Here is a 24,782-nt window from a genome sequence, read left to right as displayed (position 1 = left end):
AAAGATCGTGCTAATCAGGTCCGGGAAAGCCCCTTCGCGGCTGAAGCCGCTCCCATCCGTTTCAGGGGAATGCGCCCGCTTGCCGTGCAGCGGGCGGTGTTTCAGAAGATTTCAGCCACGCAGCAGCGCAGCGACCCGCCGGCCGCCTCGATGGCGTCCAGTTCCACGCCTCCGGCCACGAAGCCTGCTGCCACCAGCGCGTCGCGACTCGCATCGGATAGCGCGTCCAGCGCCCGTTGGCTCATCCACACCCGCTGCGCCGACAAGGCGATGGCGTTGCCGGCGAAGGCAGCCTGTTCGGCCGCCGAAAGCCGGATCACATGCGGGCCGTACAGCGCCTCCAGCACCACCTCCACCTGCGCCGGTTCGGCGAACCCGTCCGCGCAGGACAGCGCCGCGCGCCCGGCCAGCAGCGCCAACAGCACGTTGGTGTGGTACTCGCCGGCAGCCAGGTCGAACAGCCAGGTGGCGCGCAATCCCAGCGCGCGGTGCATCAAGGCCGCACCGGCCTCGTCGCAGCGTTCGGACAGGCCACAGAAGCCCAGTCCGCGCGCCCGGTCGATGACCAGCGCACCGGTCAGTTCACACGGATGCTCCTGTGTGGACAGGTCGATTTCGCCATAGCCCAGCACCTTGGCGAAGAACCCGCGGATATCCCCGCGCGTGGCCTCGCGCCGGCGCACCGGGTGGCGCATGCGCCCCACCACCAGCCGTTGCGGCGCGGTGGCGAACACGTTGTTGGGGAACACGCCGTCGGGCATGCCCGGATGGCCGGGGAAGCACACCACCGGCACGTCCGCAGACAGCGCCGCCTGCAACCGGCGGTGCTGGTGCAGCGCGCGGGCGCGGTCAAAGCCGTCCGGCGCGGCCATGTAGCGATTGTCCCCGGCCGATTCGGCGGCATGGGCGAAGCCGTCGGGCGCGACCAGGAACGCCGCCTTGGCCGTGGCCGGGCCGAAATCCGGTGCGCACCGGCGCGCGGATTCGAGGAACGCGGCAGCATCGCGGGTAATCATTCCGGCACCTTCCCCGGTCATCGGGCCGCGGCGATCACGCGGCCTTGCTGCCGGGCGCCGCCGCGGTGGCGGTCATGTAGCCGAACAGGTTCTTGGGGTCGGCCATGTCCGGGATCAGGCCGGCATCGCGGCCCATGCCCAGCTCGCGGGCGTAATCGCGCATCAGCCGCAGCGAGGCATAGTCCTCCAGCGCGAAGCCGACCGAATCGAACAGCGTCACCTCGGCGGCGTCGCGGCGGCCGGCCGCTTCGCCGGCCAGCACCCGCCACAGTTCGCACACCTGGAATTCCGCCGGCATCTGCTGCAGTTCGCCCTCGATCCGGCTCTGCGGCTCGAACTCGACGAACACGCTGGCCCGCTCCAGCACCGCGGCCTCCAGCTCGGTCTTGCCCGGGCAGTCGCCGCCCACGGCGTTGAGGTGCATGCCCGGGGCGATCATGTCGGCGCTGATGATGGTGGCGTTGGTCTTGTCGGCGGTGGCGGTGGTGACGATGTCCGCACCCGCGGCCGCCTCGGCCGCGCCGGCGCAACGCACCACGCGCAGCGCCGGCGCCGACAGCGCCAGGTTGACGGCCAGCTTTTCGGTGGCGGCCGGATCGACGTCGAACAAGCGCACCTCCTCGATGCCCAGCAGGTGGTGGAAGGCGTTGGCCTGGAACTCGCTCTGCGCGCCGTTGCCGACCAGCGCCATCACTTTGGATTCGGCCCGCGCCAGCAGGCGCGCGGCCATCACCGAGGTGGCGGCGGTGCGGATCGCGGTGGTCAGGGTCAGTTCGCTGACCACCGCCGGGTAGCCGGTGGCCACGTCGGCCAGCACGCCGAAGGCGACCACGGTGGACAGGCCCCTGGCGGGGTTGCCGGGGTGGCCGTTGACGTACTTGAAGCTGTATTCGCGGTCGTCGCAGATCGGCATCAGCTCGATCACGCCCACCGGCGAATGCGAGGCCAGCCGCGGGGTCTTCTCGAAGGCCTGCCAGCGGCGGTAGTCGGCTTCGAGGTAGTCCACCATCCGCGACAGCACCGCCGGCAGGCCGTGGACGGCGACGATGCGGGCGATGTCGGTGGTGGTCAGCAGGGTGGTGGCGGTCATGGAAGGCTCCTGGCAATGGGCGGCAACCGCCCCGATGCCTCCATTCTGCCGACGGCAACGGCAAGGCGATATGGCACTATTGCCGGCGAATCGCCATCCTGCTGCCATAACGCCACCTATTCCTGCCACTTTGCCCAATGGACGACCTCGACCATCGCCTGATCGCCAAGCTGCGTCATGACGCGCGCACCCCGCTGGCCGAGCTGGCCAAGCAGTTGCAGGTATCGCGCGGCACGGTCGGCAACCGCCTGGCCCGGCTCGAACGCGAAGGCATCATCTCCGGCTACACCGTGCGCCTGCGCCCGGACAGCACCCCGGACGACATCCGCGCCTGGGCCTGCATCGCGGTGGAGGGCAACCAGCATGCGGTGATCCGCGCCCTGCTCGGCGAGCCGGGCGTGGCCGAGCTGCACGACACCAACGGCCGCTGGGACCTGCTCGCCGGCCTGCAGGTGGCCTCGCTGGCGGAGCTGTCGAACGTGCTCGAACGCATCCGCGGCATTCCCGGCATCACCGCCACCGAGACCAGCGTGCACCTGAAGACGCTGCGCGGCTGACGGTCGCGGGAGTCCCTTCGTGGATGCGGGGCTTGCCCCGCATGAAGCTTTGCCGGGAACGCCCCATGCGGGGCAAGCCCCGCATCTACAGGGGAGCAAATGAGAAAGGCCGGGGATGACCCCGGCCTTTCTCGTTCGCTCGAAACCCGCGGCCGTTACCTGCCGACCTGCGCCTTCGCCGCGGCCACCACCGCCTCGGTGGTGATGCCGAAGTGCTGGTACAGCTTGTCGGCCGGAGCCGAGGCGCCGAAGCTGTCCAGACCGATCACGGCGCCGTCCAGGCCGACGTAGGCACGCCAGAAGCCGGTGACGCCGGCCTCCACCGCCACGCGGGCACGGACTGCATTCGGCAGCACCGATTCGCGGTAGACCGCGTCCTGGCGCTCGAACACGTCGGTGCACGGCATCGACACCACGCGGGCCTTGATCCCGGCCGCGTCCAGCTCGGCCTTGGCGGCCACGGCCAGCGCCACTTCCGAGCCGGTGCCGATCAGGATCACGTCCGGCGTACCGGCCGAATCGGCCAGCACGTAGCCGCCACGCTCGATCTGCTTGACCTGCTCGGCGCTGCGCGGCTGCGGCGCCAGGTTCTGGCGGCTGAACACCAGGCAGCTCGGGCCATCCTTGCGCAGGATCGCCGCCTTCCAGCTCACCGCCGACTCGGCCGCATCGCAGGGGCGCCACACGTCGTTGTTGGGGATGTAGCGCAGCGAGGACACGTGCTCGACCGGCTGGTGGGTCGGGCCGTCCTCGCCCAGGCCGATCGAGTCGTGGGTGAACACGTGGATGACGTGCGCCGGGATCAGCGCGCTCATGCGCAGCGCGTTGCGGGCATAGTCGCTGAACACCAGGAAGGTGGCGTCGAACGGCAGGAAGCCGCCATGCAGGGCCAGGCCGTTGGCGATCGCGCTCATGCCGAACTCGCGCACGCCGTAGTGCACGTAGTTGGCGTCCGGGTCGTCGCCGACCACGGTCTTGCTCGCCTTCCACAGGGTCAGGTTGGAACCGGCCAGGTCGGCCGAGCCGCCGATGATTTCCGGCAGCAACGGCGCGAAGGCGCCGATCGCGTTCTGCGAGGCCTTGCGCGAAGCGATGTTCGGCGCCTCGGCCTGCACCTGGGCGATGTAGGCGTCGGCCTGCGCGACGAAGTCGGCCGGCAGCTCGCCGTGCGAGCGGCGGGTCAGTTCGGCGGCTTCGGCCGGGAACTGCGCGGCGTACTTGTCGAACAGCTGCTCCCACTCGGCCTGGCGCAGGGTGCCGGTACTGCCCGCGCGCCAGCCGGCGTAGATGTCTTCCGGAATCTCGAACGGGCCGTATTCCCAGCCCAGCGCCTTGCGGGTAGCTTCCAGTTCGTCCTTGCCCAGCGGCGCGCCGTGGCTGGATTCCTGCCCGGCCTTGTTCGGCGAGCCAAAACCAATCGTGGTCTTGCAGCAGATCAGGGTCGGCTTGTCGAACTGCGACAGCGCCGCGTCGATGGCCGCCTTGATGCTGGCCGGGTCGTGGCCGTCGACGCCGCGCACCACGTTCCAGCCATAGGCCTCGAAGCGCGCCGGGGTGTCGTCGGTGAACCAGCCTTCCACTTCGCCGTCGATGGAGATGTTGTTGTCGTCCCAGAAGCACACCAGCTTGCCCAGGCCCCAGGTGCCGGCCAGCGAGGCGGCTTCGTGCGAGATGCCTTCCATCAGGCAGCCGTCGCCCATGAACACCCAGGTGCGGTGGTCGACGACTTCGAACTCGGGGCGGTTGTAGCGCTGCGCCAGCAGCTTCTCGGCCAGCGCGAAACCGACGGCGTTGGCCAGGCCCTGGCCGAGCGGGCCGGTGGTGGTTTCCACGCCGGGAGTCTCATGGTGCTCCGGGTGGCCGGCGGTCTTGCTGCCGAGCTGGCGGAACTGCTTGAGCTGCTCGATCGGCAGGTCGTAGCCGCTCAGGTGCAGCAGCGCATACTGCAGCATCGAGCCGTGGCCGTTGGACAGCACGAAGCGGTCGCGGTTGAACCACTTCGGGTTGTTCGGGTTGTGGCGGAGGTAGTCGTTCCAGAGCACTTCGGCGATGTCGGCCATGCCCATCGGCATGCCGGGGTGGCCGGAGTTGGCGGCCTGCACGGCATCGGCGGCGAGGAAACGGATGGCGTTCGCCAACTGGCGGCGGGTGGGCTGCGTCATGATTTCGTCGGGTAGGGAGGCTCCCGCGGAGCTGCGGGCCGCCCATTGTCCCACATGGGACGCGGGCGGGTCAGGCCATGACCCGCCCGGCACCGCAGGTTTCCGTAGGTGCCGGGCATGCCCGGCACGGGCTTCGTCGGGAGAGCCCCATGCGGGGCAAGCCCCGCATCCACGACCGTGCGAGTCCGCCGCCGGTTACTCCTCGCCTTCGCCGCGCGCGACCAGCGCGGTCAGGGCCAGGTCGCCGGTGACGTTGAGCGCGGTGCGGCACATGTCCAGGAAGTGGTTGACGCCGAGGATCAGGCCGATGCCGACCGGGTTGACCCCGACCATGGCGCAGATCAGTGCCACCACCGGCAGTGAGCCGGACGGCACGCCGGCGGTGCCGATGCCGCCGAGGATGCACACCACCATCACCATGAACTGCTGGCCGATGCTCAGGTCCACGCCGAAGAACTGCGCCAGGAAGATCACCGTCACCCCCTCGAACAGCGCGGTGCCGTTCTGGTTGGCGGTGGCGCCCACGGTCAGCACGAAGCGCGAGACCTTGCGCGGGAAACCCATCTGGTCGGCCACCCGCAGCGCGGTGGGCAGGGTGGCGTTGGACGAGGCGGTGGAGAACGCCATCAGCGTGGCTTCCTGGGTGTCGCGGAAGAAGCCCCGCGGCGAGCGCCCGGCCAGCCTCACCGCCAGCCCGTAGCTGACGAACATGTGCAGCGCCAGCGCCAGCACCACCACGCCGACGTAGGCGCCGAGCTTGACCAGCAGGCTGAAGCCGAAGATCGCCGCCAGGTTGAACATGAAGCAGGCCACCGCGTACGGCGCCAGGCGGATGACCAGGTTGATCAGGGTCATCGAGATCTCGAACAGGCCCTCGATGCCACGGCGCAGGGTTTCCACCTTGTCCGCCGGCGACAGCACCATGCCGACGCCGAACATCAGCGCGAAGAACATCAGCGACAGGATCATGCCGTTGTCCGAGGCCGCGTGCATGACGTTGGACGGCACGATCGACAGCAGCATGTCCATGCCCCTGGGCTGGTCGCCGATGCCGGCCACGATCTCCTTGCTGCGCTCGGCGTTGTCGGCCAGCAGCTGCGCGGCGGTGCCCGGGTCCACGCCGGCGCCGGGCTTGAGCAGGTTGACCAGCAGCAGGCCGATCAGCACCGCCACGCCCGACAGCACCACGGTGAAGGCCAGCGACTTCCAGCCGATGCGGCCCAACGAGCGGATGTCGCCCATCTCCGACACGCCCATCACCAGCGCCGAGAAGATCAGCGGCACGATCAGCATGAAGATCAGGTTGAGGAACAGCCCCGAAACCGGGTTGGTCAGGTAGGTGGTGACAAGGTGCACCCAGTCCGCGCCGGGGCTGGCCATGTGCACGATCAGGCCGAACAGCAGGCCGATGCCGAAGCCGATGCCGATCTTCCAGTGGAACGGCATGCCAGCCGAGGTCGTCGCTGCGTTGGTCATGCGGGTACTTCCTTTGCAGAGAAGCGGCGAAGCTTAGCAGAGGGGTTTCCGGCCCCACCCTGCCATCGGTTCATGCCCTCCGGGCCGCCATCGGCCCGCGCCGCAGACGGTTGCCGCCCCGGCCGGGTGGCGGGCGGGCAGCCGCAGGCCGCGGCCCGGTTACCGGTCCCCCGGATACAGGGGCGCCAGCACCGGTGCTTCCGGCGCGGCGGCGCCGCGCCAGCGCGGCCCGCCGCGGAACGCCTCGCGCAACCGTTCGCGCACCTGCGCCAAGTCGTCCCCGCCGCCCCAGCGGGCGCGCTGCATGCGCTCCAGCGCCTGCCGCTGGGCCGGGTCATCGAGGCGGGCGATCACCTCGTCCACGCTGCCGACCCCGCCCATCCCGACAAGGATGTGGGCGACCTCGTCCAGCGCGCCGACATCCAGCGCGCGGCGCAGGTCGGCCAGTGCATGGCGCCCCCCGGGTACCGGTGCGGTTCCCCTGCCTGCCGGCACCGCGGCCGGGTACCGCCGCGACAGACCCCACAGCAGCGTGGCCAGCCACAGCAGGGCGAAGCCGGCGGCCAGGCCCGGCCACAGCCACGACGGCCGCGCCGGCACGGCCACCGCCACGGCATCGCCACCGGCCACCGGCGTCGCAACCGGTGGTTGCGCCAGCGGGGGTGGTGCGGCGGCCGCACTGCCCGGCGCCACCTGCAGCTCCAGCGCCGGCAGGCTGGCCACGCGCTCCTGCCCGGCGGCCACGTCCCACCAGCGCAGGCGGATGCCGGGCACGCTCAGCGCCCCCGGCTGCCGCGGCACGATGGCGTAGCGCCGGGTCAGCGTCAGCTGCGGGCTGGCGCCGTCGAAACGTTCGTCGTATTGCACCGGCTCGGCGAACACCTGCGCCGCATCGCCCAGTGACGGCACCGGCAGGTCCGGGAACTGCGCGCGCGTGGCGCCCACCGCGCGCGCTTCCACCTCCAGCGTCAGCGCCTCGCCGGCCCGCGCCGCCTGCGGCCGGGTCAGGTAACGCAGTTGCAGCTCCTTCAAGGGCAGCCACGGTTGCGGCGCCGCGGCCGGCAGCGGCCGGACCTGCAGGACCTGGTCCGGCGCGCGGGCGCTGAGCCGGCCGTTGTCACGGCCGAAGAAATCACCGAACAGGCCGCCCACGCCACGGCCACTGAAGCGGGCACCGGCCAGCTGCAGCGGCCCGCTGCGCTCGGGCACCAGCAGGAAACGGCGCTCGACCACGTTGTAGCGGCGCCCGCCGACCTCGCGCACGAAGCTGCGGTCGTTGCCAACGCGCTGCAACGACGCGTTGGCCGGCGTGTCCAGGTCCAGCTCGCCGGAAGCCAGCTGCGCGGCGTAATACAACCGCACCACCACGCCCACGCTCTGCTGCACGTAGGGATGGGGGTCGTCCACCTCGGTTTCGACGAAGGCCGGCGCATTGCCGTCGCGCCCGGCCACCGGCGCGTCCTGCACCGTCAACCGCAACGGGGCGGTGACCTGCGCACCCACGCGCAATGCCGGCACCGCCAGCACGCCGCCGCGGCGCGGGGTGAGGACGACGCCGAACAGGGCGATGTTGCCGACGCGGCCATTGGCCATGCGCACCTGCCGCCCGCTGCTGCGCTCGCCGAGGATGAAATCGGCCTGCAACGGCGCGTAGTCCGGCTCCGCGCCGGGCTGGTCGGTTTCGATGTTCAGGGTGACGCTGTCGCCCGCGTCGATCGCGTCGCGGTCCAGCCACGCGCGCGGTTGCGCCAGCGCGGTACCCGCGCACAGCAGCAGCCATGCCAGCAGCAGGTAGCGCGCGCCGGTGCGCATGTCGTGCCCGTTCATCGTCCTTCCCGCCTGCGTCGTTCGTGTTCGAGCTGGAATTTCGCCTTCAGCAGCGCGCCCGGCTCGTCGGGCACGCGCTGCATCCATGCTTCCACCGCCTGCCGCCGCTCGCGCTCCTGCGGGTCCATCGCCGCCTGCGCGGCGCGGGCGTCGGCCGGCGCGTTTTCGCCTTCGCGCGCCTGCTGCTGGCGCATTGCTTCGGCCATGCGCTGGCGCTGGGCCTGGTCGGCCTGCTGCTGTTTGCCGGGGTCTTCGGTTTGCGGTGGCTCCGCCGGTGACGGTTGGCCGCTGTCCGAGGTGGGCTGGCCATTGCGACCCTTGTCCTGCACATCCGGGTTTTGCGGTTTGTCCTGCTGGCCCGATTGCGGCTGGCTTTGCGGTGGCTGCCGGTCATCCTGCCGCGATGGATCGCCCTTGCCCTGCGAATCCTTGCCCGGTTGCGGCCTGGACGGGTCCTGCTGTCCGCCGCCCTGCTTGCCATCGGGTTGCTGCCGGCGCTTGCGCGCGGCATCGACCATCGCGCGGTTGGCCAGCGCGTCGGCCATGCCCGGTTGCAACCGCAGCGCATGGTCGTAGGCGGCAATCGCTTCGTCGTACTGCCCCTGCTGCGCCAGTGCATTGCCGAGGTTGTACCAGCCCTGGTCGCTGTCGATGCCTTCGAAACGACGCTGCGCGGCGGCGAAATCGCCATTGCGGTATGCCGCCACGCCCGCGTCCAGTTGCCGGTGTTCGCGCTGATCGGCGCGTTGCCACCAGCCGCCCTTTTCCGCGGCCTGCGCCGGCAGCGCCAATGGCAGGGACAGGCACAGCAGCAACGCCGCCGCGCCGCGCGTGGGCCGGCGGAAGGCGAGCAGCGCCAGCAGCATCAGCGGCGGCAGCAGCCAGTAGCCTGCGTCCTGCCAACTGCGGCCGGTATTTTCATCGCGGCGCTGGTCGTTGCCACTGCGCGCCTGCAATACGCCCAGCGCACGCAGGTCGGCATCGTCGGCGGTGATGCGCGCATAGTCGCCGCCACCGGCGGTTGCCAGTGCGCGCAGCGAGGCTTCGTCCAGCCGGGCCTGTTCGATGCGGCCATCGCGGCGGCGGTAGGCCGTGCCCTGCGGCGTGCCCAGCCCGATCGCCGAAACCCGGTGGCCGGCGGCGCGGATGCGCAACGCCTCGGCACTGGCGGCGGCATCGGCCCGGTCGCTCAGCAGCAGGATGTCGCCATCGTGCGCGCCGGCCTGTTGCAGTAGGCCGGCAGCCCACGCCAGCGCCCTGCCCGCGTGCTGGCCGTCGGCCGGCATGATCTCCGGCGCCAGCGCGTCCAGGAACAATGCGACATTGCCGGCATCGTCGGTGAGCGGGGCCACGGTGAAGGGGTCGCCGGCATAGACGACCAAAGCAACCTCCCCGCCCTTGCGTTCGTGCAGCAGCGCGGCCAGCTTGGCGCGCGCCTGCAGCAGCCGCGAGGGCGGCAGGTCGGTGGCGCTGCTGCGGCTGGACAGGTCCAGCACGATCACCAGTGGCGTCCGCGTTTCCCACAACGGCTGTTCGATTTGCCGCCAGCTCGGCCCGGCCAGCGCCAGCACGGCCAGCAGCACGCCGGCGAGCAGCGCCAGCGCACCACCGACGTGACGACCGCGGCCGCCCTCCAGCAGGTGCGCGAGCAGGTGGGGGTCGATCGCCGCCTGCCAATCGGCGCGACGCCGCTGCCGGTATGCGCCGACGGCCACCGCCACCGGCAACAGCAGCAAGGCCCACAGCCAGTGCGGGCGCAGGAAATGCAGGGAATCGAACAGGGTCATCGCCGCGGCCCCGGCCAGATCAGCGCGGCGACGCCCAGCAACAATGCCGCCGCCAGCGGCCACGGGTAGCGCTCCAGCCACGGCCGCAGCGCGGGGCCGGCGCTCTTCACCGGCTCCAGTCGGTCCAGCTCGGCATAGATGCCGGCCAGTTCATTGGTATTGCGTGCGCGGAAGAAGCGGCCGCCGGTTTCCCTGGCGATGCGCGCCAGCGTGTCCTCGTCGATCGGGTCCTCGCTGCCGGGCAATGTCATGCCGAACAGCGAGAGCCCGCCGCTGCCGCCGAAGGCGATGGTGTGCACGCGCACGCCTTCGGCCTTGGCCAGCTCGGCGGCCTTCAGCGGTTCCAGCACGCCGGCGGTGTTGACGCCGTCGGTAAGCAGGATCAGCACGCGCTGGCCTTCGGGCTGCTCGCGCAGGCGCTTGACCGCCAATCCGATGGCGTCGCCCAGCGCAGTCTCGCGCCCGGCCAGGCCGACCACGCTGTCGCGCAGCTGCTCGCGCACGCTGGCGCGGTCGGCGGTGAGCGGCGTCAACGCATAGGCGCGCTGGCCGAACACCAGCAGGCCGATGCGGTCGCCTTCGCGGCGTTCGAGGAAATCGGCCAGCACCGCCTTGGCGGCGGTGAGGCGGTCCACCACCCGCCCACCCAGTTGCATGTCGGCCTCGCTCATGCTGCCGGACAGGTCCACGGCCAACATCATCTGCCGCGCCTGCCGCGGCGGTTCCACCGGCTCACCCGCCTGCTGCGGGCGCGCGGCCGCCGCGCACAGGGCGATCCATGCCAGCCACGGCAACAGCATGCGCAGCGAGGGCCCGCGGCGCGCCGTCGTTTCCACCTGCAGGCGCTCCGGCTCCCAAGGCACCCGCAAGGCCGGCACCCGGCGCGCGGACAGTGGCCACCAGCGCACCAACAACGGCAATGGCAATGCCAGCCACATCCACGGCCAAGCAAAGGCCGGCAGCAGGTCCGACAGCAATTCGCGCGCAGCGTCCATCAACGCCGCGCCTCCATCAGTGCGAGGAAGCGGATGCGGGCCAGTGCACACAGCCGCGTTGCCTGCCCCGCCTCCACGTCGCGACGATAACCGCCATCGAGCAGCAGACGGCCGTCGCCTTCGCTGAAGGCGTGGCCTTGCCTGCCGTCGAGGAAACGCAGCCATTGCTCACCTTGCAAGTGCACCGCACGCGGTGCGGAACGGCGCACGGCACGGCGCAACAGCTCCGAAGCGGCGGCAATCCGCGCGACAGGCGTGTCTGCGGCGGCCAAGGCCGTATCGAACAATGCCAACCAACGCTGGCGGCGGCGCCGACGCCGCCCCCGCAGCCATGCCAGCAGCAGCAACGCCACGGCAATGGCTGCGGCCAGCAGCCACCAACCCGGCGCCGGCGGCCACCAATCCGGCGCAGCGGGCAGGTGCACGTCCCGCAGCGGCAACGGCGCGCTCACCGGCCTCCCCGTTGCACGCCGGCCGCCAGCCATGCATCGCTGGCGTCGTCGCTGGACAGCACCTGCACCTGGATGCGCCGGCCCGGCAGGCTGCCGCACAGCGCCTCGATCGGCGCGACGAAGGCAGCATCCCAGGCTTCACGCGCCGGCGTGCTGGCAAGGTCCAGTTGCATCCGTCCATGCGGCGTGGACAGCGGCAGCACGCAGTCCGGCGGCTCCAGTTCCAGCGGATCGACCAGCAGCAACAGCCGCACGTCCACGTGCATCGACAACGCCGACCAGACGGCCGGCGCGACGGCCAGCGCACTGGCCGGGTCGGCCAGCACCAGCGCACGCGCGCCCGGGTGCAGCAAGCGTGCGGCCTGCTCCAGCGCGGCCTGCAATCCACTATCGCCAGCCGGCGGCGGTGCGCGGTACCAACGCGCCAGCGCATCGAGCACGCGCAGGACCCCGCGCGTTCCGCCCGTCGGCGGTACCAGTCCGCCCTGTCCGCCATCGCACAATGCCGCCACCCGGTCGCCATCGCGCAATGCCGACCACGCCGCCACCGCCCCGGCGCGCGCGGCCTGCACCGACTTGAAGCGCACACGGGTACCGAAATACAGCGCTGGCGCGGTATCGGCCACGATCAGGCTGACCCGCTCGCGCTCGCTCTGGAAGGTCTTGGTGTGGGTGAAACCGGTGCGGGCACTGAGTTTCCAGTCGATATGCCGGGCATCGTCGCCAGCCACGTACTCACGCGACTCGGCGTACTCCATGCCACGCCCGCGCTGGACCGCCGCGGCGCGGCCGACCACGCCACGACGGCCACGTCGTGGATCGTTGCCGCGCGACGCCAGGCGGCGCAATGCAATCAGTTCGGGCAACGCGGGCACGAGACCATTGGCAGCGGAGACGGGGAAATCGGAAACGGGGAACGGAGCCTCGCCGTGAACCGACGGCTCACCGGATACCGCCATTCCCTGTTCCCCGTTCCCCGTTCCCCGCTTCATCACGGCAACGGCACGCAATCGAGCAACGCAGCAACCAGGCGCTCGCCATCCCAGCCTTCGGCAGCCGCTTCATAGCTGGGCAGCACGCGGTAGCGCAACACGTCCGGCGCTACCGCGCGCACGTCGTCCGGGGTCACGTAATCACGCCCGGCCAGCCAGGCCTTCGCCCGCGCGCAGCGTTCCAGCGCGATGGAGCCGCGCGGACTTGCGCCCCAGGCGATGCGCCGCGCCAGCGCAGGGTCATGCGCGCCGGCATCGCGCGAGGCCAGCACCAGCTCGACCAGATAACGCTCCAGCTGCGGTGCCACGTGCAGCTCCAACACTGCACGCCGCGCCTGTTCAACCTGTTGCAGCGACAGCTTCCGCACCACCGCGGGCCGGGCGTCCATCGCCTGAAGGGCGCGCTCACGGGCCAACCGCAATATCTCGACCTCGGCGCCGGCATCGGGATAGCCGATGCGCACGTGCATCAGGAAGCGGTCCAGTTGTGCCTCGGGCAGCGGGAAGGTGCCTTCCTGCTCGATCGGATTCTGCGTCGCCATCACCAGGAACACCGGCGGCAGCGGGTAGGTGGTGCGCCCGACCGTCACCTGCCGTTCGCCCATCGCCTCCAGCAGCGCCGACTGTACCTTGGCCGGGGCACGGTTGATCTCGTCGGCCAACAGGATCGAATGGAACACCGGCCCCGGCTGGAACTCGAAACGGCCTTCCTGCGGCCGCCAGATATCGGTGCCGGTAAGGTCGGCCGGCAACAGGTCCGGGGTGAACTGGATGCGCGCGAAACCGGCATCGATGCGGGTGGCCAGCGCGCGGATCGCGGTGGTCTTGGCAAGGCCGGGCGCGCCTTCGACCAGCAGGTGGCCATCGGCCAGCAATGCGATCAGCAGGCGTTCGACCAGCAGCGACTGGCCAACGATTTCGGTGGCGAGCGCGTCACGCAGGGCGATGAAATCGCCGTGCAATCCGTTTCCGGCAGCCGGCTGTTCCGGCGGAGTGGGAGGCAGGTTCATGGCCGCAGTTTGACCGATCCACCGTGAAATGGTTCACCGTCCATGCGGGCAACGAAAAGGGCCGCCTCGCGGCGGCCCTTTCCAGACACCCAGTGGCCCGGCTCAGTTCGGCTTGGCCACGCGCAGGATCTTCGGCGTCACGAACACCAGCAGCTCGGCCTTGTCCTTGCTGCGGCCGCGCTTCTTGAACAGGTTGCCAAGGAACGGGATGTCGCCCAGGAACGGCACCTTGCTCACGCTGCTGCGATCGCTGAATTCATAGACGCCGCCGATCACCACGGTCTGGCCATCATCGACCAGCACCGCGGTATTGATCTCGCGACGGTTGATGACCGGCACATTGCCGTAGTTGTCGACGTCCATGAACTCCTGCACTTCGTCCTTCTTCACGTTCATGTTCAGGAAGACGCGGTTGTCCTGAGTGATGGTCGGGGTGACCTTCAGCTCCAGCACCACTTCCTTGAACTGCACGTTGGCCGTGGCCGCACCACCGGCGCCGCCGCCACCGGAAATGGTGACGTAGCCGATTTCCTTGCCCTGCTTGATCACGCCCTCACGCTGGTTGGCGGTGACGATGCGCGGGTTGGACACCACCTCGCCACGTCCCTCTTCCTGCATCGCCGACAGTTCCACGTCCAGCGAGAAGCCGCCACGCAGCAGCGTGTAGGCAATCGCACCGGGGGCAGTGTTGGTGAAGGTGCCGGCCGGCAGGTTCACGTTGAGCCCGCGATCAGTAATGGTGTTGCCATTGGTGCCGAGGGTGCCGCCATAGGCATCGCCCCTGCCGGTGGCCGGGTTCATGTTGTTGACGTTGACGCCGAACCTGGCGCCCAGGTCACGCGCGAAGGTATCGGTGGCGATGACGATGCGGCCCTCAATCAGGACCTGATCCACCGGACGGTCGATCACCGCGATCAGCTCGCGCATCTGCGCGATCTTCTTCGGGATGTCGCTGATCATCAGCGTGTTGGTGCGTTCGTCGGCCACGATCATGCCACGCGAGGACAGGAAGCCGTTCTCGCGCTGGCCGCCACTGCCACCCGAACCGCCACCGCGGTTGCCGATGCCCTTGGCCTCGGTCAAGGCTTTGAAGATCGCATCGGCGTTGTGGTAGTTGATCTGGATGTAGTCGGTGACCAGGTTCTCGCGCTCCTCGAGCGCGATGCGCGCGTCTTCCTTGTCCTGCTCGAACTTGGCCAGCTCCGCCTGCGGCGCCACCCAGATCACGCCGCCGTCGCGGCGCTTGTCCAGGCCCTTGGCACGCAGCACGATGTCCAGCGCCTGGTCCCACGGCACGTTGACCAGGCGCAGGGTCACGCTGCCCTGCACGGTGTCCGAAGCCACCAGGTTCAGCCCCGATTCCTCGGCGACCAGTTGCAGCACCGTGCGCACCGGCACGTCCTGGAAGTTGAACGTCACCGGCTTGCCGCTGTAGCCGCGCGCGGCTACCGCCGCGGCGGCCTGCGCCACGGTCTTGGCAGTCACCGAACCGGTGGCCGATGCTTCCTGTCGTGGCGCGATCTCCACTACGTACTCGTTGCCGGTCTGGTAGGCCAGCGACTCGAACGCGCCCTGCGTGCTGAGCACCAGCTGCGAACCATGCCCGGAGGGCCGGGCATCGATGCGCTGCACCGGCGTGGCGAAGTCCACCACGTTGAGCGGACGCTGCAGTTCGGCCGGCAGGGTCGCATTACCGACGTCGACCACGACGTCGTTGCCCTGCGTGCGCAGGTCGGGGCTCGCGCCCTGCCCGTCGAACTGCAGGATCAGGCGGCCGGCGCCGTCGTCACCGCGCTTGAAGTCGACCTTGGTGACCGCGACCGTCGCCGCCGGCTGCACCGCAGCGTCGGGGACGGTATTGGCCGCGAAGGCCATGAACGGAGAGCCGCAGGCCAGTGCCAGCGCAACTCCCAGTGCGCGGGCATGGACCATCGCTTGGCGCCGGGCGGGACGCAGGCTCAGGGCTTTGGAAAAAGTCATCGTGCTATCCCCTAATCAATCAACGATCGTCCAGTGCCAGCGAGGCCGGGCGTTCCAGCCAGCCGCCAGCACCGTCCGGCACCAGTTCAATCAGCTCAATGCCGTCTTCACGCACGGCGGTGATGCGGCCATCGCTCTGCCCCAGGTACACCCCCGGGCGGACGCGGTAGGTCACCTTGTCTGGCCCCATTACCAGCGCGACCATGCCCGCTCCCTTGCCGATGGTGCCAACCATGTCCAGGCTGTCGAGCGGGAAGGCTTCCAGCGGCTCCTTGCGCCGGTTGGGATCCGGGCGCAAGCCGCTTCCCCCGTCCGGATTGACCCAAGCATCGCTGAACGGATCGCGCAGCCCCTGCGCCGAGTATTCGAACGTCTCGAACTGCTGCATCACCGGCAGCGGCTCCAGCGGCTCGGCCGGCCGTGCACGCACGTCGGCCATCCACTTTTCCAGGTTGGGCGCATCACCCGGCGTGCTGCTGATGCCGCGCGTGCAGCCGGTCGCTACCAGCAGCAGCGCAAGAACGCCGCATGCATTGCGAAGGGAACGTGTCATCGCTTGCCCCCCTTCTTGCGCGCGGCCTCTTCGGCAGCGGCCTGCTTTTCCTGCTCTTCCAGCTCGGTATCGTCAAGGTAGCGGTAGGTCTTGACCGTGCCGGACAGCTCCAGCGCGCCACTGCGCGCGGAAATGCCGCCCTTCCCGCCCTTGGGCTTCAGGTTGATGTCGTGCATGGTCAGGATCACCACTCGCGGCAGCGAAGCCACGCCGCTGACGAACGCCCCGAACTGGTGGTAGCTGCCCACCAGGCGCAGGGCGATCGGCTTCTCGGCGTAGAACTCCTTGGGTACTTCCGCGCCGGGCTGGAACAGCTCGTTGTTGAGCCCGCTGGACAATGCGGTCTGCGACACGTCGATGATCAGGTCCGGCATCTCGGTCTTGCTGGGCAGCTGCCGCAGCATCTGCTGCAACACCTGTTCCATCTGCGCCAGCTGCTGCTTCAACGGGTCCAGGTTGACCGCGCGCTTCTGTTCCTTTTCGAACTCCTGGCGCAGGGTGACTTCACGCTGCTCCAGTCCCTCCAGTTCCTCGGTCATGCCGCGCACGACGAGCAGGTAGGAAAGGACGACGATCAGCAGCGCCAGCAGCACGCAGAACACCAGCTTCGCCTGCTTCGGCCAGTTGCCGATGTTGTTGAAGTCCAGGTCCTTGAGGTTGGTTTTCTTCTGGCTCACGAGCGGGCCTCCTTCTGCGCCGCGGCGGCGGGCGTGGCCGGTTCCTGCGGCTCACCCGCGGCCGGTGTGGCAGCGGCCGGCGCCTCGGCCTCGCTTGCCGGTGCCGCAGCCGGTGTAGCCGCATCGGCGGACTCCGGCTCGGCCGCAGCCGCGGCAACCTGGTTCTCACCCGGCGCCGGCAGCTTCACCCGCAGTACGAACACGTAGGGCAGCGACTTGATGTCCACCCCGCTGCCGGAAGACTCCTGTGCCTTGGCCTCGATGACCGACAGCTCCGGGTTGGTCATCCAGCCCGAGCCTTCGAGGTTGCGCATGTAGGTACTGATCCGGGCGTTGGACTGGGTGCGTCCTTCCAGGGTCAACAGGTCGCCTTCCTGCTTGAGCGAGGTCAGCACCACGCCATCCGGGATGGTCCGCACCAGCGAGTCGAACAGGTGCACCATCTGCGAGCGCTTGCCCTGCAGCTCCTCGATCACCTTCTTGCGATCGAGCAGGCGCTTCTTCTGGATGTCCAGCCGGTCGATTTCCTTGTTCTGCTCCTTGACCTTGGCGATCTCGGCCTGGAGGTAGCCGTTGCGCTCGTTCTGGCCGCTGATCTGCTGGCTGTAGTAGAACCACAGCAGCAGCGACAGCACCACGCCGGCCACCGCGGCCAGGCCGAGCATCGAATAGAACTCGCGCTGCCGCTGTTTGCGCCGCTCGGCGCGCCACGGCAATAGATTGATCCGTGCCATCAGTCGAACCCCCGCATGGCCAGCCCGGTGGCGATCATCAGTGCCGGTGCGTCCTGGGCCAACGCGTGGGCCTGCACCTTCTGGCCCAGCGTCATCTGCGCCAGCGGGTTGGCCACCGAAGTGGCCACGCCCAGCTGCTCCTCCACCATCGCCGGCAGGCCCGGCAGCGAGGCACAGCCGCCGGCCAGCACGATGTGGTCGACGCGGTTGAATTCGCTGCCTGCGTAGAAGAACTGCAACAGGCGGCCGATCTGCTGCACCGTGGCCTCCTTGAACGGCTCCAGCACCTCGACCTCGTAGCTCTCCGGCAACCCGCCCTGGCGCTTGGCCAAGCCGGCCTCCTCGTAGCTCAGGCCGTAGCGGCGCATGACCTCGTCGGTGAGCTGCTTGCCGCCGAACACCTGTTCGCGGCTGTACAGGCTGCGCCCGCCGCGCAGCACGCTGAGCGTGGTCATGCTCGCGCCGATGTCGACCAGTGCGACGACGCCGTCGCTGGCCACCGGCAGTTCGCTGGCCACCAGCGCGAAGGCGTTCTCGATGGCGAACGCTTCCACGTCCATCACCTTGGCCGTCAACCCGCCCAGCTCCAGCGCCGACTGGCGCAGCTCGACGTTCTCCGAGCGCGAAGCCGCCAGCAGCACCTGCACCATCTCCGGATTGTTCGGGACCGGCCCGAGCACCTCGAAGTCCAGGCTCACTTCGTCGATCGGATACGGGATGTAGTTCACCGCCTCCAGTTCGACCTGAGCCTCCATGTCGTTCTCGTCCAGCTCGGCCGGCATCGGGATCACCTTGGTGATCACCGCCGAACCGGCCACGGCCGCGGCGGCACTCTTGGCCTTGCTGCCCGAACGCGCCACCGCGCGCCGGATCGCCTCTCCAACCGCCTCGACCTCGACGATGTTCTTTTCCACCACCGCATTGGGCGGCAATGGTTCCACCGCGTAGTGTTCCACGCGGAAACGGTTACCGCTGCGGGAAAGCTGAAGCAGCTTCACCGCAGTCGAACTGATGTCGACACCGATGATCGGTGTCTGACTTTTTGGGATAAGCCCCACGGTTTCTCCCCTGCCGACGGGCACTTGGACGCTAGTGTTGCGTCCGCGCATTAATAATGAATTTGTGGCGGTTGGCAACTCCCCTGCGTGCAGGCCGAGAAATCCGTCACGCCAGCAGAGCCGCTTCCCACCGATTTGTCCCCTGGGAGCGCCCCCAGCCGCTCCCGGACATAATCTATACTCTGCGGCCACGAAATCCGCAATCTGGACCTCGCTTGATGCCACGTTTCCGCCGCTGGCTGCGCTGGCTGCTGGCCCTCTCCGTCGCCCTGGCCCTGGTGGGCGCGATTGCCGCAGGCGCCCTTTATTACGTCGTTTCCTCGAAATTGCCGGACGTGCACGCGCTGCGCGAGGTGGAGCTGCAGGAGCCGATGTACGTCCACGCCCGCGACGGCCGGCTGATGGCGGTGTTCGGCGAAACCCGCCGCTACCCGGTGCAGATCAAGGACGTGCCGCTGCGCCTGAAGCAGGCCTTCCTGGCCACCGAGGACGCCAATTTCTACGAACACGGCGGCGTGGACTACAAGGGCGTGGCCCGCGCGATCTGGCTGATCGCCAAGACCGGCTCCAAGGACGGGGTACCCGGCGGCTCGACCATCACCCAGCAGGTGGCCCGCCAGTTTTTCCTCAGCAACGAGGTCAGCTACACCCGCAAGCTGGCCGAGATGCTGCTGGCGCGCAAGATCGAGAGCGAACTGAGCAAGGACGAGATCTTCGAGCTGTACCTGAACAAGAGTTTCTTCGGCAACCGCGCCTATGGCATCGGCGCCGCCGCCGAGTACTACTACGGCAAGAAGCTGGCGGAGCTGGAGCTGGACGAGATGGCCTCGCTGGCCGGCATCCCCAAGTTCCCATCCAGCGGCAACCCGATCAGCAACCCCGAACGCGCGCGCCAGCGCCGCGACAACTACGTGCTGCAGCGCATGGCCGAGCTGGGCTTCGTCAGCCAGGCCGAGGCCGACGACGCCAAGGCGGTGCCGATGCACGCCGCGCCGCACGAGCCGCCAGTGGAGGTCCACGCCCCGTACGTGGCCGAGATGGTGCGCCAGGAGATGATCGCCAGGTACGGCGGCGACGTGCTCAACAAGGGCTACCACGTCACCACCACCATCGACGGGCAGATGCAGGACGCGGCCACGGCCGCGGTGCATGCCGGCCTGATCCAGTACGACCATCGCCACGGTTGGCACGGTGCCGAGCAGCATTTCGACGTCGATGCCGGCGACGATGCCGCGGCACTGGCGCGGCGCATTGCCGGCATCCCGGCCCAGTCCGGCCTGTTGCCGGCCATTGTCGCTGCCGCCAATGCCGACGGCAGCTTGGCCGTGGTGCTGGCCGACCGCACCGAGCTGGTGCTGGCGGCGGCTTCCAGCCGCTGGACCTCGCGGGCGCCGGCCAAGCTGGCCGTGCGCGGCGACCTGATCCGGGTGCGCGCCGGCGACAAGGAAGGCGAGTGGCTGATCGACCAGATCCCGCGCGGGCAGGCCGCGCTGGTGTCGCTCGACGCCGACAGCGGCGCGCTGCGGGCGCTGGTCGGCGGCTTCAGCTTCGCCGGCAACAAGTTCAACCGCGCCACCCAGGCACGGCGCCAGCCCGGCTCCAGCTTCAAGCCGTTTCTGTATGCGGCCGCGTTCGACAAGGGCTTCAACCCGGCCTCGATCGTGCTCGACGCGCCGGTGGTGTTCCGCGACCGCCGCGGCAAGACCTGGCAGCCGCAGAACGACGGCGGCGGCTTCCGCGGCCCGATGCGCCTGCGCGAGGCGCTGGTGCAGTCGCGCAACCTGGTGTCGGTGCGCCTGCTGGACAGCATCGGCGTGGATTTCGCGCGCAAGTACATCAGCGAATTCGGCTTCGAGGAGGCCGAGTTGCCGCCGAACCTGTCGATGTCGCTGGGTACCGCCTCGCTGACGCCGCTGTCGGTGGCTCGCGGCTACGCCACCTTCGCCAACGGCGGCTCGCGTGTGGATACCTGGGTGATCGACGAGGTCAGGGACCGCGACGGCATCGTGCTGTTCAAGGAAAACCCGGCACTGGCCTGCCGCGGTTGCGGCGGCGTCGCCCCGGGCGCCGCGCCGGCCAGCCAGGTGGTGGACGGCTTCAATTTCGGCTCCGCGGCCCGGCCCGTGGCACCAAAGGAGGTTGCCGGAACGGAAGCCGAGGCACCGGTGGCCACGCCGGTGAACCCCGATGCCCGCACCGCGCCACGCGCGATCGACGAGCGCACCGCCTACCAGTTGGTGTCGATGATGCGCGACGTGGTCCAGCGCGGCACCGGCGCCGCGGCCCGGGTGCTGGGGCGCGAGGACGTGGGCGGCAAGACCGGCTCGACCAACGACCATCGCGACGCCTGGTTCTCAGGCTTCGGCGGTCCACTGGCCACCACCGTGTGGGTCGGCCGCGACGATTTCCGCTCGCTGGGCTACCGCGAATATGGCGGCCGCGCGGCATTGCCGATCTGGATCGACTACATGCGCGTGGCGCTGAAGGATGCCCCCGTCGCCCGCAACGACCCGCCGTCGGGCATGGTCGAGGCCAGCGTCAACGGCGCCACCGAATGGATCAAGGTCGAGGACCTGGACCGCCTGCAGGAATTCGACTTCGACCAGAACGAACAGGCCGACGACGCCGCGTTCGACATCTTCTGACGAGGTTCCCACCGGGGCGGGCATCCGTGCATGCCCCGGCACCGGCCTGCGGCCGGCTCATGCACTGACGGAGGCAGCCCGATGCCCCACCCCGGCCAGCAGGTACAACGCGGTGAGCGCGAGCGCCAGCGGATCGCCCAGGAGGCGGCCCGGCTGGTCCGTGAGAGCGGCATCCACGACCTCGACCATGCGCGGCGCAAGGCCGCCCTGCGGCTGGGCATCCACGACGAATCGCGGTGGCCGCGGCAGGCGCAGGTGGAAGCCGCGTTGCGCGAGCAGCAGCGATTGTTCGATGTCGGCTCGCAACCCGAAGCACTGCACCTGCGCCGCGAATCGGCGCTGCAGGCCATGCGCTTCCTGCACGCCTTCAAACCGCGCCTGACCGGCGCGGTACTGGCCGGGACCGCCGACGCCAACAGCCCTGTGGTCCTGCACCTGCACTGCGACGATGCTGACGCGGTGCAACGCTTCCTGCACGAGCAGCAGATCCCCGCCGAAGCCCGCACCCGCGGCGTACGGATCGACGCGCATGCGTCGCCGCAACGCGTTCCGGCCTGGGAGTTTGCCGCCGACGGCATCGCCTTCGAACTGGTGGTGCTGCCCGAGGACGCGTTGCGCAACCCGCCGCTGTCGGCCGAGGACGGCAAGCCGCTGCCGCGCGCGGGACTGGCGCAAGTACAAAGCCTGATGCGTACCGAACAACCGTAGGAGCGCACCTTGGTGCGCGATGTAGCTTTCCCGGTAGAGCCTTATCGCGCACCAAGGTGCGCTCCTACGGTCCGGAAACGACAAGGCCCCGCAATGCGGGGCCTTGTCGGAAGCAGCCGTCGCCGCGATTACCTGGCGTAATCGCGCACATCGTGGCCGGTGTAGACCTGGCGCGGACGGCCGATCTTCATTTCCGGGTCGACCTGCTGCTCCAGCCAGTGCGACACCCAGCCGGCGGTGCGACCGAGGGCGAACATGACGGTGAACATCTCGGTTGGGATCTGCAGCGCCTTGTAGATGATGCCGCTGTAGAAATCGACGTTCGGGTACAGCTTGCGGGCGACGAAGTAATCGTCTTCCAGCGCGGCCTTCTCCAGCTTCACCGCCACGTCCAGCAGCGGGTCGGTGACGCCCAGCTGGCCCAGCACCTGCCGGGTCATCTCGCCGATGACCTTGGCGCGCGGGTCGAAGTTCTTGTAGACGCGGTGGCCGAAGCCCATCAGGCGGAAGCCCGAGGTCTTGTCCTTGGCCTTGAGCACGGCGGACTCGACGTTGTCGGCGCTGCCGATCTCTTCGAGCATCTTCAGCACCGCCTCGTTGGCGCCGCCGTGGGCCGGGCCCCACAGCGCGGTGACGCCGGCGGCGACCGAGGCATACGGGTTGGCGCCAGTGGAACCGACCAGGCGCACGGTCGAGGTCGAGGCGTTCTGCTCGTGGTCGGCATGCAGGATGAACAGCAGGTCCAGCGCCTTGACCACGTCCTTGTTCAGCTCGTACTTGCCGTCGGCCGACTCGAAGGTCTGCTTCAGGAAGCGGCTGACATAGTCCAGCGAGGTGTCCGGGGTGTTGGCCGGCAGGCCCTTGCCGTGGCGGTAGATCAGCGCCGACAGGGTCGGCACCTTGGCGATCAGGCGCACCGCAGCCTTGCGGCGCTGCTCGGCGTCGGCCAGGTCCAGCGAGGCGTGGTACGTGGCCGACAGCTGCGCGATCGAGGCAGCCAGGATCGCCATCGGATGCGCGTCCTTGGCGAAGCTGCCGATCAGCGTGTTGATCGATGCGTCGACGCCGGCTTCGGCGGTCAGCTCGGCTTCGAACGCCTTCAGCTGCTCGGCCGACGGCAGCTCACCGTTGATCAGCAGGTAGGCCACTTCGACGAAGCTGGACTTCGCGGCCAGCTGCTCGATCGGGTAACCGCGGTACAGCAGCACGCCCTTGTCGCCATCGATGTAGGTGATGGCCGACTTGCAGCTGGCGGTGGCGGTGTAGCCGGAGTCGTAGGTGAAGAGACCGGTTTCCTTGGTCAGCTTCGAGATATCGATGCAGCCATTGCCCAGCACGGGTTTGACTACGGGCAGAACGACCGACGTGTCGCCGGCGTTGAGCGTGACCTGATCTAGATCGGACACAGTGCGCTCCTCAGTGGGGAAAGGCGCCCAACCCGACGAGGAATGACGGCATGGACGCGTGAACAGAGTCCGCGGCCTCGCCACGGATCAGGTCATTATCGCACAGCAGCATTTGTTGATCGCACAGACCAAAGTTCTATGGACCTGCGGATGCGGGACACTGCATCGCGAGCACGCGGGATGCGCGTTGCGAATGGTTCAGGCAGACGGCGCGGCCGACAGCGGAGGAACCTCCGGCATCGCTTGCCCGTGACTCACGGGGTCGCCCGTTCCGATGGACGGCACAAAGCAACGGCCGCGCGATGCGCGGCCGTTGCCAAGGCAGGACAACCGTTCGATCAGCGCGCGTAGCGCTTCTGGAACTTGTCGATGCGGCCGCTGGTGTCGATGACCTTGTGCTTGCCCGTGTAGAACGGATGCGAAGCCGAGGAAATTTCGACCTTGACCAGCGGGTACTCTTCGCCGTCTTCCCATTTGACCGTTTCTTTGGAGGACATGGTCGAACGGGTCAGGAACTTGAAATCGGAGGTGACGTCGTGGAACACGACGTTGTGGTAATCGGGATGAATGTCGGCCTTCATGGGCTCACACCGTGTGGGCTGGTGGTCAAGAGCGGCATTATAGGCACGGCCGCCCACCGGGGGCAAGCCGTGCCGCCGCCGGCTCAGGCCGGTAGCCCCAGCGCCCGGCGCACCTGTGCCTCGAAGCGCGCCTGTTCGTAGCCGAGCAGCAAGGTGGTGTTGTCCGGCGCGCCGGTCTGGCGGTTCCAGTCCACCACGGTGGCGCCACGGGTATGGGTGCCGGCCAGTTCGACCGACAACGGGCGCCGTTCGAGCCGGGTGGCGCCTTCCGGCTGCAACGCCCAGGCCATCGCCAGCGCGTCGGCGGCGTACCAGCGTTCGCCGCGGCTGTCCTCGGACCACAGCCGGGTCTGCCGCGAGATCAGTTCGTAGAAACGCGCCTTGCCGGTGTCGGCGGCCAGCCATTGCTCCACGTCCCGGTGCAGCAGGCCGTGGGCGACGGTGGCCTCCCAGTCCGCCACCTCGATGTGCGGGAAGCCGGTGAACACGATGTGCGCCGCCTCCGGGTCGAAGGCGATGTTGAACTCGGCCACCGGGGTGATGTTGCCATGGCCGGTGACCGCCCCGCCCATCACCAGCATGCGCTTGACCCGCTGCGGCAGGGTCGGGTCGAGCTTGAGCGCCAGCGCGATGTTGCTCAGCGGCGCCAGCGCGACCAGCACCAGCTCACCCGCGTATTGGTGCGACAGGCGCAGGATCGCCAGCGCCGCGTGCTCGGCTTCGGCAGCGCGCGCCGCGGCCGGCAGGTCGACGTCGCCAAAGCCGTCGCGGCCATGCACGTGCGCGGCGTCTTCGGCCGGATGCACCAGCGGGTCGGGCGTGCCGGCGAATACCGGCACGTCCTCGCGCCCGGCCACTTCGCACAGCTTCAGCGCGTTGCGCACGGTGTGATCGAGGCCGACATTGCCCGCCGCCACGGTCAGGCCGACCACTTCGTGGCGCTCGTCGGCGAAGGCCATCAACAGCGCCAGCGCGTCGTCGACGCCGGGGTCGGTGTCGATCAGCAGGGGAATCTTCTTGCTCATCATCTACTTCGTTTCTGGTTGGGGACCGAGTCTGGCACCTCCGTCATGGCA

21 protein-coding genes are annotated in these 24,782 nt (G+C 69.0%); 3 read left to right on the top strand and 18 right to left on the bottom strand.

Annotation, left to right across the window (positions count from 1 at the left end; genetic code table 11):
* Window positions 1–101 precede the first annotated feature (101 nt).
* Both ABB34_RS05070 and ABB34_RS05065 read right to left on the bottom strand, forming a co-directional pair.
* Window positions 102–1,016 (bottom strand): arginine deiminase-related protein, encoded by a 915-nt coding sequence (locus ABB34_RS05070; RefSeq protein ID WP_057640167.1) that lies wholly within the window; start codon window positions 1,014–1,016, stop codon window positions 102–104.
* Between the two features lie 34 nt (window positions 1,017–1,050).
* Window positions 1,051–2,106 (bottom strand): ornithine cyclodeaminase, encoded by a 1,056-nt coding sequence (locus tag ABB34_RS05065; RefSeq protein WP_057640166.1) that lies wholly within the window; start codon window positions 2,104–2,106, stop codon window positions 1,051–1,053.
* A gap of 137 nt (window positions 2,107–2,243) precedes the next feature.
* Here ABB34_RS05065 and ABB34_RS05060 point away from each other — a divergent pair, with 137 nt between their 5' ends.
* Window positions 2,244–2,663, top strand: a complete 420-nt coding sequence (locus ABB34_RS05060; RefSeq protein WP_057640165.1) for an Lrp/AsnC family transcriptional regulator — start codon at window positions 2,244–2,246, stop codon at window positions 2,661–2,663.
* A gap of 155 nt (window positions 2,664–2,818) precedes the next feature.
* Here the strand turns inward: ABB34_RS05060 and tkt are convergent, their stop codons facing one another.
* The 13 genes from tkt to ABB34_RS04995 all read right to left on the bottom strand — a co-directional run bounded on the left by tkt (window position 2,819) and on the right by ABB34_RS04995 (window position 18,366).
* A complete protein-coding gene (gene tkt / locus ABB34_RS05055; RefSeq protein ID WP_057640164.1) occupies window positions 2,819–4,825 on the bottom strand; it encodes a transketolase in 2,007 nt (668 codons plus the stop codon).
* 195 nt (window positions 4,826–5,020) lie between these two features.
* Window positions 5,021–6,301 (bottom strand): dicarboxylate/amino acid:cation symporter, encoded by a 1,281-nt coding sequence (locus ABB34_RS05050; protein WP_057640163.1) that lies wholly within the window; start codon window positions 6,299–6,301, stop codon window positions 5,021–5,023.
* 159 nt (window positions 6,302–6,460) lie between these two features.
* Window positions 6,461–8,128, bottom strand: a complete 1,668-nt coding sequence (locus ABB34_RS05045; RefSeq protein ID WP_057640162.1) for a BatD family protein — start codon at window positions 8,126–8,128, stop codon at window positions 6,461–6,463.
* Window positions 8,125–9,915, bottom strand: a complete 1,791-nt coding sequence (locus ABB34_RS05040) for a vWA domain-containing protein (RefSeq protein WP_057640161.1) — start codon at window positions 9,913–9,915, stop codon at window positions 8,125–8,127. Before ABB34_RS05040 ends, ABB34_RS05045 begins: the two co-directional genes overlap by 4 nt.
* On the bottom strand, window positions 9,912–10,910 hold the full coding sequence (locus tag ABB34_RS05035) for a vWA domain-containing protein (protein WP_057640160.1): 999 nt from the start codon (window positions 10,908–10,910) through the stop codon (window positions 9,912–9,914). The genes ABB34_RS05040 and ABB34_RS05035 overlap by 4 nt, the downstream gene beginning before the upstream one ends.
* Entirely contained in the window at window positions 10,910–11,362 is a 453-nt protein-coding gene (locus tag ABB34_RS05030; protein ID WP_425478964.1) for a DUF4381 domain-containing protein, read from the bottom strand. The genes ABB34_RS05035 and ABB34_RS05030 overlap by 1 nt, the downstream gene beginning before the upstream one ends.
* Window positions 11,359–12,321, bottom strand: coding sequence for a DUF58 domain-containing protein (locus tag ABB34_RS05025; RefSeq protein WP_083490071.1), 963 nt, complete (start codon window positions 12,319–12,321; stop codon window positions 11,359–11,361). Before ABB34_RS05025 ends, ABB34_RS05030 begins: the two co-directional genes overlap by 4 nt.
* Window positions 12,322–12,353: 32 nt before the next feature.
* On the bottom strand, window positions 12,354–13,364 hold the full coding sequence (locus tag ABB34_RS05020; RefSeq protein ID WP_057640157.1) for an AAA family ATPase: 1,011 nt from the start codon (window positions 13,362–13,364) through the stop codon (window positions 12,354–12,356).
* 102 nt (window positions 13,365–13,466) lie between these two features.
* Window positions 13,467–15,344, bottom strand: coding sequence for a type IV pilus secretin PilQ (locus ABB34_RS05015; protein WP_057640156.1), 1,878 nt, complete (start codon window positions 15,342–15,344; stop codon window positions 13,467–13,469).
* A gap of 19 nt (window positions 15,345–15,363) precedes the next feature.
* Entirely contained in the window at window positions 15,364–15,897 is a 534-nt protein-coding gene (locus ABB34_RS05010; RefSeq protein ID WP_057640155.1) for a pilus assembly protein PilP, read from the bottom strand.
* The gene (locus tag ABB34_RS05005) at window positions 15,894–16,574 is read right to left on the bottom strand and encodes a type IV pilus inner membrane component PilO (RefSeq protein ID WP_057640154.1); all 681 of its coding nucleotides are present in this window, start codon (window positions 16,572–16,574) and stop codon (window positions 15,894–15,896) included. The genes ABB34_RS05010 and ABB34_RS05005 overlap by 4 nt, the downstream gene beginning before the upstream one ends.
* Window positions 16,571–17,308, bottom strand: coding sequence for a PilN domain-containing protein (locus ABB34_RS05000; protein WP_057640153.1), 738 nt, complete (start codon window positions 17,306–17,308; stop codon window positions 16,571–16,573). Before ABB34_RS05000 ends, ABB34_RS05005 begins: the two co-directional genes overlap by 4 nt.
* Window positions 17,308–18,366, bottom strand: a complete 1,059-nt coding sequence (locus ABB34_RS04995; protein WP_057640170.1) for a pilus assembly protein PilM — start codon at window positions 18,364–18,366, stop codon at window positions 17,308–17,310. Before ABB34_RS04995 ends, ABB34_RS05000 begins: the two co-directional genes overlap by 1 nt.
* 218 nt (window positions 18,367–18,584) lie before the next feature.
* On the opposite strand from ABB34_RS04995, the gene ABB34_RS04990 reads away from it, so the two are divergent.
* Complete coding sequence (locus ABB34_RS04990; RefSeq protein ID WP_057640152.1) at window positions 18,585–21,011, top strand: penicillin-binding protein 1A; 2,427 nt, start codon at window positions 18,585–18,587, stop codon at window positions 21,009–21,011.
* Between the two features lie 81 nt (window positions 21,012–21,092).
* On the top strand, window positions 21,093–21,719 hold the full coding sequence (locus tag ABB34_RS04985) for a hypothetical protein (protein ID WP_057640151.1): 627 nt from the start codon (window positions 21,093–21,095) through the stop codon (window positions 21,717–21,719).
* Between the two features lie 128 nt (window positions 21,720–21,847).
* Here ABB34_RS04985 and ABB34_RS04980 read toward each other — a convergent pair whose 3' ends face one another.
* The 3 genes from ABB34_RS04980 to ABB34_RS04970 all read right to left on the bottom strand — a co-directional run bounded on the left by ABB34_RS04980 (window position 21,848) and on the right by ABB34_RS04970 (window position 24,731).
* A complete protein-coding gene (locus tag ABB34_RS04980) occupies window positions 21,848–23,125 on the bottom strand; it encodes a citrate synthase (protein ID WP_057640150.1) in 1,278 nt (425 codons plus the stop codon).
* A 338-nt stretch (window positions 23,126–23,463) separates the two neighbouring features.
* Window positions 23,464–23,706, bottom strand: coding sequence for a type B 50S ribosomal protein L31 (locus tag ABB34_RS04975; protein ID WP_054657059.1), 243 nt, complete (start codon window positions 23,704–23,706; stop codon window positions 23,464–23,466).
* An 83-nt stretch (window positions 23,707–23,789) separates the two neighbouring features.
* Window positions 23,790–24,731 carry a nucleoside hydrolase gene (locus tag ABB34_RS04970; RefSeq protein ID WP_057640149.1) on the bottom strand — a complete coding sequence of 314 codons (942 nt, stop codon included), beginning with the start codon at window positions 24,729–24,731 and terminating at the stop codon, window positions 23,790–23,792.
* Between the last annotated feature and the right edge of the window lie 51 nt (window positions 24,732–24,782).

Source organism: Stenotrophomonas daejeonensis (assembly GCF_001431505.1).
Lineage (GTDB): Bacteria > Pseudomonadota > Gammaproteobacteria > Xanthomonadales > Xanthomonadaceae > Stenotrophomonas > Stenotrophomonas daejeonensis.
This window is presented reverse-complemented; position numbering and strand designations above follow the sequence as displayed.

Excerpts from the sequence above, each read along its gene's own strand:
- ABB34_RS05070 (WP_057640167.1), bottom strand. The coding sequence starts at position 1,016 with ATGATTACCCGCGATGCTGCCGCGTTCCTCGAATCCGCGCGCCGGTGC.
- ABB34_RS05065 (WP_057640166.1), bottom strand. The coding sequence starts at position 2,106 with ATGACCGCCACCACCCTGCTGACCACCACCGACATCGCCCGCATCGTC.
- ABB34_RS05060 (WP_057640165.1), top strand. The coding sequence starts at position 2,244 with ATGGACGACCTCGACCATCGCCTGATCGCCAAGCTGCGTCATGACGCG.
- tkt (WP_057640164.1), bottom strand. The coding sequence starts at position 4,825 with ATGACGCAGCCCACCCGCCGCCAGTTGGCGAACGCCATCCGTTTCCTC.
- ABB34_RS05050 (WP_057640163.1), bottom strand. The coding sequence starts at position 6,301 with ATGACCAACGCAGCGACGACCTCGGCTGGCATGCCGTTCCACTGGAAG.
- ABB34_RS05045 (WP_057640162.1), bottom strand. The coding sequence starts at position 8,128 with ATGAACGGGCACGACATGCGCACCGGCGCGCGCTACCTGCTGCTGGCA.
- ABB34_RS05040 (WP_057640161.1), bottom strand. The coding sequence starts at position 9,915 with ATGACCCTGTTCGATTCCCTGCATTTCCTGCGCCCGCACTGGCTGTGG.
- ABB34_RS05035 (WP_057640160.1), bottom strand. The coding sequence starts at position 10,910 with ATGGACGCTGCGCGCGAATTGCTGTCGGACCTGCTGCCGGCCTTTGCT.
- ABB34_RS05025 (WP_083490071.1), bottom strand. The coding sequence starts at position 12,321 with ATGGCGGTATCCGGTGAGCCGTCGGTTCACGGCGAGGCTCCGTTCCCC.
- ABB34_RS05020 (WP_057640157.1), bottom strand. The coding sequence starts at position 13,364 with ATGAACCTGCCTCCCACTCCGCCGGAACAGCCGGCTGCCGGAAACGGA.
- ABB34_RS05015 (WP_057640156.1), bottom strand. The coding sequence starts at position 15,344 with ATGACTTTTTCCAAAGCCCTGAGCCTGCGTCCCGCCCGGCGCCAAGCG.
- ABB34_RS05010 (WP_057640155.1), bottom strand. The coding sequence starts at position 15,897 with ATGACACGTTCCCTTCGCAATGCATGCGGCGTTCTTGCGCTGCTGCTG.
- ABB34_RS05000 (WP_057640153.1), bottom strand. The coding sequence starts at position 17,308 with ATGGCACGGATCAATCTATTGCCGTGGCGCGCCGAGCGGCGCAAACAG.
- ABB34_RS04990 (WP_057640152.1), top strand. The coding sequence starts at position 18,585 with ATGCCACGTTTCCGCCGCTGGCTGCGCTGGCTGCTGGCCCTCTCCGTC.
- ABB34_RS04985 (WP_057640151.1), top strand. The coding sequence starts at position 21,093 with ATGCCCCACCCCGGCCAGCAGGTACAACGCGGTGAGCGCGAGCGCCAG.
- ABB34_RS04975 (WP_054657059.1), bottom strand. The coding sequence starts at position 23,706 with ATGAAGGCCGACATTCATCCCGATTACCACAACGTCGTGTTCCACGAC.
- ABB34_RS04970 (WP_057640149.1), bottom strand. The coding sequence starts at position 24,731 with ATGAGCAAGAAGATTCCCCTGCTGATCGACACCGACCCCGGCGTCGAC.